General features: G+C 39.4%; 4 protein-coding genes. All 4 read left to right on the forward strand.

Annotation, left to right across the window (positions count from 1 at the left end; genetic code table 11):
- Positions 1 to 47 precede the first annotated feature (47 nt).
- A complete protein-coding gene (gene gdhA / locus IBX42_RS11445; protein WP_294933064.1) occupies positions 48 to 1,403 on the forward strand; it encodes an NADP-specific glutamate dehydrogenase in 1,356 nt (451 codons plus the stop codon).
- A gap of 83 nt (positions 1,404 to 1,486) precedes the next feature.
- Positions 1,487 to 2,104, forward strand: a complete 618-nt coding sequence (locus IBX42_RS11450; RefSeq protein WP_294933059.1) for a molecular chaperone TorD family protein — start codon at positions 1,487 to 1,489, stop codon at positions 2,102 to 2,104.
- A complete protein-coding gene (locus IBX42_RS11455) occupies positions 2,105 to 3,211 on the forward strand; it encodes a 4Fe-4S binding protein (RefSeq protein WP_294933061.1) in 1,107 nt (368 codons plus the stop codon).
- Position 3,212: 1 nt separating this feature from the next.
- A partial coding sequence (locus tag IBX42_RS11460) for a hypothetical protein (protein ID WP_294933062.1) occupies positions 3,213 to 3,992 on the forward strand: 780 nt, incomplete at its 3' end.

Consider the following 3,992-nt stretch of genomic DNA (forward strand, 5'->3'; position numbering starts at 1 on the left):
TGGGATATTTTTGTATAATCGCTCAATTGATTGAAGATGAGGAAAACATGGATATATCTAATGAAAATATAAAAAAAATTTTAGTCGGTGATTGTGCTCAAAACAATGTTTTCTTTCAAGCGGTTCAAGAGGTTATATCTTCTATCACGCCGCTTTTGAATTCTGATGAAAAGTATAATAAATTTTCTGTTTTAGAGAGATTGATTGTGCCTGATCGGGTCATAAAATTTAAAGTAAGCTGGCTTGATGACAATAATATTATAAGAGTCAATACGGGGTATAGGATTCAGTTTAACAACACTCTTGGACCCTATAAAGGAGGGCTTCGTTTTCACCCAAGTGTTAATGAGGGTGTTTTGAAGTTTTTGGCGTTTGAGCAGATATTTAAAAATTCGCTTACAGGTTTGCCGATAGGCGGGGCAAAAGGGGGAAGCGATTTTGATCCAAAAGGAAAGAGTGATTTTGAGATAATGAAGTTTTGTTCGGCTTTTATGACGGAGCTTCATAAATATATAGGTCCTCGTATTGACGTTCCTGCAGGAGATATCGGGGTGGGAGCACGAGAGATAGGGTATCTTTTTGGAGAGTATAAAAAAATAACATCATCGTACGACGGTGTTTTAACAGGCAAGCCCTATATGTTTGGAGGCTCTTTGATGAGACCTGAAGCTACCGGATACGGCGTCGTATATTTTACGCAAACTATGCTTGAGTTGGAGAAGAAAGAGGATTTAAGGGGAAAAATTTGTACGGTAAGCGGGGCGGGAAACGTCGCACTTCATGCAATAGAAAAACTTTTACAAATCGGTGCTATTCCGGTTACATGTAGTGATTCAAGAGGAACGATATATGACTCAAGAGGAGTTGATATTACGTTGTTAAAAGAGTTAAAGTTTGAAAAAAGAGCTTCTTTAGAGCGCTATTTAGAATTTCATACTGATGCAAAATATATACCTGTTTGTGACTATCCGGAGGGTGGACATGCCGTGTGGAATATTAAGTGTTATGCAGCATTTCCATGCGCTACGCAAAATGAGCTAAATGAAGTAGATGCGCAAAATTTGATAGCCAACGGATGTGTAAGTGTGAGCGAGGGGGCAAATATGCCATCTACCCCTGAAGCCATTGACTCACTTTTAAACCACAATATCTGTTTTGCTCCTGCAAAAGCTGCAAATGCCGGCGGTGTAGTGGTCAGTGAGTTTGAGATGAGCCAGAATGCTTCCATGCAGCGATGGCATTTTGAAAAGGTAGATATAAAACTCAAATTTATAATGGATGAGATTTGTAAAAGAGTCGTGCTTACGGCAAAAGATTACAATGTTGAGGGAAATTATGTAGATGGGGCAAATATAGCCGGATTTAAAAGAGTAGCAGATGCTATGATTGCAGAGGGGATATAGTTTTTAATAACTTGCCCTAACCATACATTTAGACTTTTGCGATAAAATTACAAACCCAAAAACTAATACAAAGAATATAAAATATGCAAAACACCAAAGCAAGATCTAATATCTACGCACTACTATCCCGCGTCTTGTTGCAAGAGTTGGATGAAAATATGTTAAATATGATAAAAAACGACGAAAATATTTTGGATTTTTTCCCAACGCTCAAAGAGTGGAAACCTCTTAGCGAAGTGCCGAATGAAAAGCTTCTGCAGGAGTATTTAAACCCAGATTTTGTCAATCTGTCTCTTTTGCATCTTATCCCATATGAGACTTTTTATATTAGAGAAGACCAGAAGATAGAGACAGGCGGCGCAAATCCGGTAACTGATATGTACAGCGCATACAATTTTATGGTTGACTTTGAGGTTGCACGTACAATCTCTGCCGATCATATCGGGGTTGAGCTTGAGTTTATGCATCACCTCGCTGAGGCGGAGATAAAAGCTCTTGAAGAAGAGGACTTAGACGCAGTAAAAGATCTTAAAATGATTCAGAGCGAATTTTTAAACAAACATCTTTTAAAGTGGGCACCGCTCTATCTTATAAATGTAAAATATGAGGCAAGAACACCTCTGTATTACGATGTTGCAGATATGGCCTTGGAGTTTATACTTAGTGATAATGAGTATTTAACCAAGGAGCTCAATCTTTAAATGATACAGCTCAAAGCTAGCCGTTGTGTCCGCTCACTTTCACGTGAGAGCGAGTGCAACAAATGTGAACTTATCTGCCCAACCGAAGCTATAGTTGTGGGCTCAAACCCGCTTCCCGCAATCAACTTCTCCGCATGTGTGGGTTGTGGCGCATGTGATGCGGTATGTCCAAATGAGGCGCTCACTTTGGATGATTTTAGTTCGACGGATTTCTTTTTTAGCTTTATAGAAGATAGTGAGAATCTTATATCGTGCAGAAAAAATGTTCCATGTATAGCTGCTTTAAATATTGAAAATATTATCTCCATGACGCTTCTTAAAAAAGAGGTTGTTTTTGATATGGGGCACTGCGAAGAGTGTGCAATAGCACATAAATGCAAGCCCCAAATCGAGAGAAATCATGAAGAGGCCTCTTATATACTCGAAGCGATGCAGAGCAGTGCGGTTATAAAGCTCCAAGATGTGAAGTACGAAAAAGAGAGTTCGGGCGAAGAGAGCACAGCAAATAGAAGAGAGTTTTTTAGCAAGGTTAATTTAGCGGGCGCGATCAAGGCAAAACAGCAGTTTGAAAAAGAGATTCAAAAAGCAACAGATGAGCTTGTCGAGCACACTTTGCAAAAAAGCGATATTGCTCTTTTGAAACAGAAGCGAATTACAGATAGAAGAAAGCTTTTTTTTACGGCACTTAAGCGGGTTGAAAAACCCTCTGCTTATCATATTATTGAAGCGGGTGAACTAACGTTCACCTCTTCAAAAGAGATTGACAAAGATGCCTGCACGGCTTGTCAGATGTGTTACAGGGTTTGTCCCAGTGGAGCGCTGAGTTCAGATGTTAAAAACTCTAAAATAGAGTTTGATCCGTTTTTATGCATAAAGTGCCATATTTGTCACGATGTTTGTGAGCCGGAGGCAATCACTCTCTCACCCACATACAGAATAAAAGAATTTTTTGAGCCTGAGGTTCACAACCTTATAAAGTTTAATGTCAGAAGATGTGATGAGTGCAATACTATATTTAGCAGCAACTCCAACGATAGACTCTGCTACAGATGTAAGGCAGAGGAAGAAGAGGCGAGAGAACTTTGGGGAATAAAAGGAGATATATAACATGATGAATAACGCCAATGAGATATCCCATCACACGAAGCTTTACGGCTTTATAGGAGAGTTTGCGGGGCAGAGCAGTATTTCAGCTACGCTAAACAAGCTCTTTAAGGCAAATAGTAAAGATGCCATGATGATTCCTATGAACATTAGAGAGGATGATTTTTTCTTTACAGCACTCAATATGAAAAAGTCTCACGTAAACGGCGCTTTGATAGCTAACGAGTATGCAAAAAACGTAGTAGAGGTGCTTGATGAAGCAAGTGAGGCGGTCAGATTCTCGGGCATGTGCGATATCTTGCTAAGAGATGAGCAGAAGCTTGTAGGCGATATTTTAGGGATGAGAGTGCTTTGTGACTTTTTAAAAGAGAGAGGTTGCAAGAAAGTGGCGCTTTTGGGAATCAGCAGCAGAGCTAAAGCATTTTGTTTCGCGGCAAAAGAGTTTGAGATAAGCTACTTCTATGATGAGCTAGAGAAGTTGATGGGTTTTGTAGATTATATAGGCGTTAAAGATGCCGACATAAACCGCATAGCCGAGGGGATGGAAACAGACCTCTCATCGTATGATGCGGTTATTGATTTTTCGGATTTTAATTCGTTAAAGTCCATAAGCAAACTCGGCAATCTAAATCTGGATATGAAGCAAAAAAAAGAGTTCTCACCGCTAAAGGTAAGAGCAAATGAGCTAGAAGCAGAGTATGTAGGTTTTGAAAATATGCTAAACGAGTTCTCAATCGCTGTTTTTGACTTTTTACAACAGAGTGGTCATTTAGAGCATGATAAG

The sequence above is a fragment of the Sulfurimonas sp. genome, from assembly GCF_014859695.1.
Lineage (GTDB): Bacteria > Campylobacterota > Campylobacteria > Campylobacterales > Sulfurimonadaceae > Sulfurimonas.